The sequence below is a fragment of the Kitasatospora sp. NPDC057542 genome (assembly GCF_042801945.1).
In the GTDB taxonomy this organism is placed as follows: Bacteria; Actinomycetota; Actinomycetes; order Streptomycetales; family Streptomycetaceae; genus Kitasatospora.
In genome coordinates, this window is the sequence record NZ_JBHVFE010000728.1 from 1 (window position 1) to 2706 (window position 2706).

At 66.1% G+C, this 2706-nt stretch carries 1 protein-coding gene; it reads right to left on the bottom strand.

Annotated features, from left to right (window positions below; translation table 11 throughout):
- Positions 1-82 precede the first annotated feature (82 nt).
- The gene (locus tag ACFU7Y_RS42755) at positions 83-2428 is read right to left on the bottom strand and encodes an immune inhibitor A domain-containing protein (RefSeq protein WP_224282153.1); all 2346 of its coding nucleotides are present in this window, start codon (positions 2426-2428) and stop codon (positions 83-85) included.
- Positions 2429-2706: the final 278 nt, after the last annotated feature.

The following is a 2706-nucleotide window of genomic DNA, read 5'->3' on the forward strand; positions in this document are numbered from 1 at the left end:
CAGCCCGCGCGCTGCGGGGACGGGCCGGACGTGGAGTTGTCAGAGCTGCCTGGTCACAGGCCGATCGCTACCGGGGTGACGATCAGTTGTCGACCGGGCGGACCCGGATCCAGGTCTCCAGGTAGTTCGAGGACTCGTTCTCGACCTCGATGCTAGTCCCGGTCTTCGGGACGTTGACACCGCTGTACTGGTTGTCCTTGCTCCACCACGACTTCAGGTCGTTGAACTCGTCGACGCCCTTGGCCTTCGGGATGACGGTCTCGGCGCCGGCCTTGTGCAGGGTCAGCGCCGGGACGCGGCGGGAGCCGAAGGTGGAGTCGAAGCCCTGCATGCGCGGACGCATCAGGGTGCCGTCGTTCCACTTCAGCGGGGTCGGGTGCGAGTCGACCGGCAGGATCAGGCCCTGGCCCGGGTGGGCGCTGACGTTGTTGTCGGTCTGCGACTCGTCCCAGTACCAGATCAGCAGGCCGGGCTGGTACGAGTAGTGCTCGACCCAGTTCGGCTTGTCGGCGAAGCCGAAGTTGTACGGGCCGGTCTTCAGGGTCTGGTCGAAGGACACGTACTGCCGGTTCTCCGCGATGTAGTACTGCGCGTAGTCCTTGGTGTACGAGCCGCCGAAGCGGGAGAACCCGTCGGCCACCCAGCCGTTGTCACCGTTCTCGACGTCGTCGCTGAACACGGTGGCGCCGTCGGCGACGACCGTGATGTTGTCCAGCGTCAGGCCGCGGAAGTGCAGGCCGCCGTCGGTGGTGTTGTGGTAGCGGAACTTGATCTGCTTGCCCGCGTAGGCGTCCAGGTTGAAGGACAGGTCGCCCCAGGCGGCCACCTGGCCGCTGAGGGCCGGGCGGTCGTTCTCGCGGGGCAGCGCGGTGCCGTTCCAGGTGCCGTCGATGACGGTCCAGGTCTTGCCGCCGTCGGTGGAGACCTCGCCGAACGCGTAGTCGAAGTCCTGCTCCAGCTCGTACCAGGCCTTGGCGTTGATGCTGGCCTTGGTCTTGCCGGTCAGGTCGATGTCGCGGGTGAGCGTGACGTTCAGGTTGTCGGCGCTGCCGCTCCACCACTCACCGGAGCCGCCGAACGGCTTGTTGATCTCGGTGGTGATGCTCTTCTTCGGCAGGTCGACGATCAGCCCCTGCGGCAGGTTGCTGTTGTACTCCGCCGGGCCGATGTGGTGGGTCGACTCGGTGCCCGCCTTGGCGCGGTCGGCCTTCAGCCAGCCCAGCTTGTACTTGCTCCAGGCGTCGAGGTCGTTCGGCATGTCGCCGATGCTGTTCTTGCCCTCGCCGAGCCAGGAACCGGAGGACATCAGCGACCAGAAGCCGACCGAGTTGTCGATGCCCTTGCCGGCGGTGTCGTAGAGGTCCGGCAGACCGAGGTCGTGGCCGTACTCGTGGGCGAAGACGCCGAGGCCGCCGTTCTCCGGCTGCATCGTGTAGTCGCCGATCCACAGACCGCTGTTGCCGACCTGGACGCCGCCGAGCTTGTTGCCCTCGGGGCCGGCCTTGCCCTGCAGGTTGCCGTAGACGTACGAGCGGTGCGCCCACAGGGCCTTGCTGCCCTGCTTGCCGCCACCGGCCGACTTGTCCTCACCGGCGTGCACGATCTGGAAGTGGTCGATGTACCCGTCGGGCTGGTTGAAGTTCCCGTCGTGGTGCGAGCCGTAGCGGTCCCACTGGTCGTACTGGGCCAGGGTCGCCTTGATCTGCGCCTCGGTCTGACCCTTGGCCAGCTGGTCCTTGTACCAGATGTCCACGGCGTCGCGGATCAGGTCCTGGGCGCTGGCGCAGACGTTGGAGCCGCAGTAGTCGGAGCCGTAACGGGCCTCGTTCCACGGCACCCGGACCCAGTCCGAGACCACGCCGTCGACCGAGTAGCGGCCCGAGGACTGCTTCTCGTAGTAGGTCTTCAGCGAGGGCTTGTCCTTGGAGAAGTACAGGTCCTGGTAGTGCTGCTGGTTGTAGTCGGCCTGCCAGGCGGTCGAGTTGTTGGTGGCCGCGTCCGGCTTCTCGATCTCGTTGTGCTTCGGGCCGGCCTCGCCGCCGTACTTGACCTTGCCGTCCGGCGTCTTGGTGGTGTTGTCCACCTGGTCACCGAAGTCGACCAGGATGGTGAAGATCTTGTCCGTGCGCTCGCGGGCGAGCTCGACGTACTTGTCCTTGCCGAGCTTCACGCTGGTGCTGCCGTTGTGCTGCTCGACCTGGGCGGTGCCGTCGAGCAGCTTCTCGGTGGCGGCCTTCTGCTCCGCCTCCACCTTCGCGGTCAGCGGGCCCGGAAGGTTGTGCTCGGTGTTCTGGACGGCGTCGGCCGGGTCCTTCGGGACCGGGGCCGAGCCGGCGGCGACGGCGGTGCCCGGGAACAGGCCCGCGCCGAGCGTGACTATGACCGCTGCGGCCGTGGCAGCCGCAGCGGTTCTCCTGGTGTTCTTCAACGTTGTGACGTCCTCCCCGACCGGGGCCAGCTTCTGGCCAAAGCCCGGCAAACCAAAATGAAAGACAGGTGGACGTCATTTGATACAAGCGTGCACAGAAAAGATAGACCTTGACCGTGACATGGTCACGGCGCTATGCTCCGCGACTTCCCATCATCTGACTGCATGTCAACCGTATGTTCGTTAAAGCTTGCTGAGAAACCGAGCGCACCCGCACCAGCCAGCACGGGAGCCAGCCATCCCGTCCGCCCCGCTGCCGACCCCGCTCGGAGCGGAAC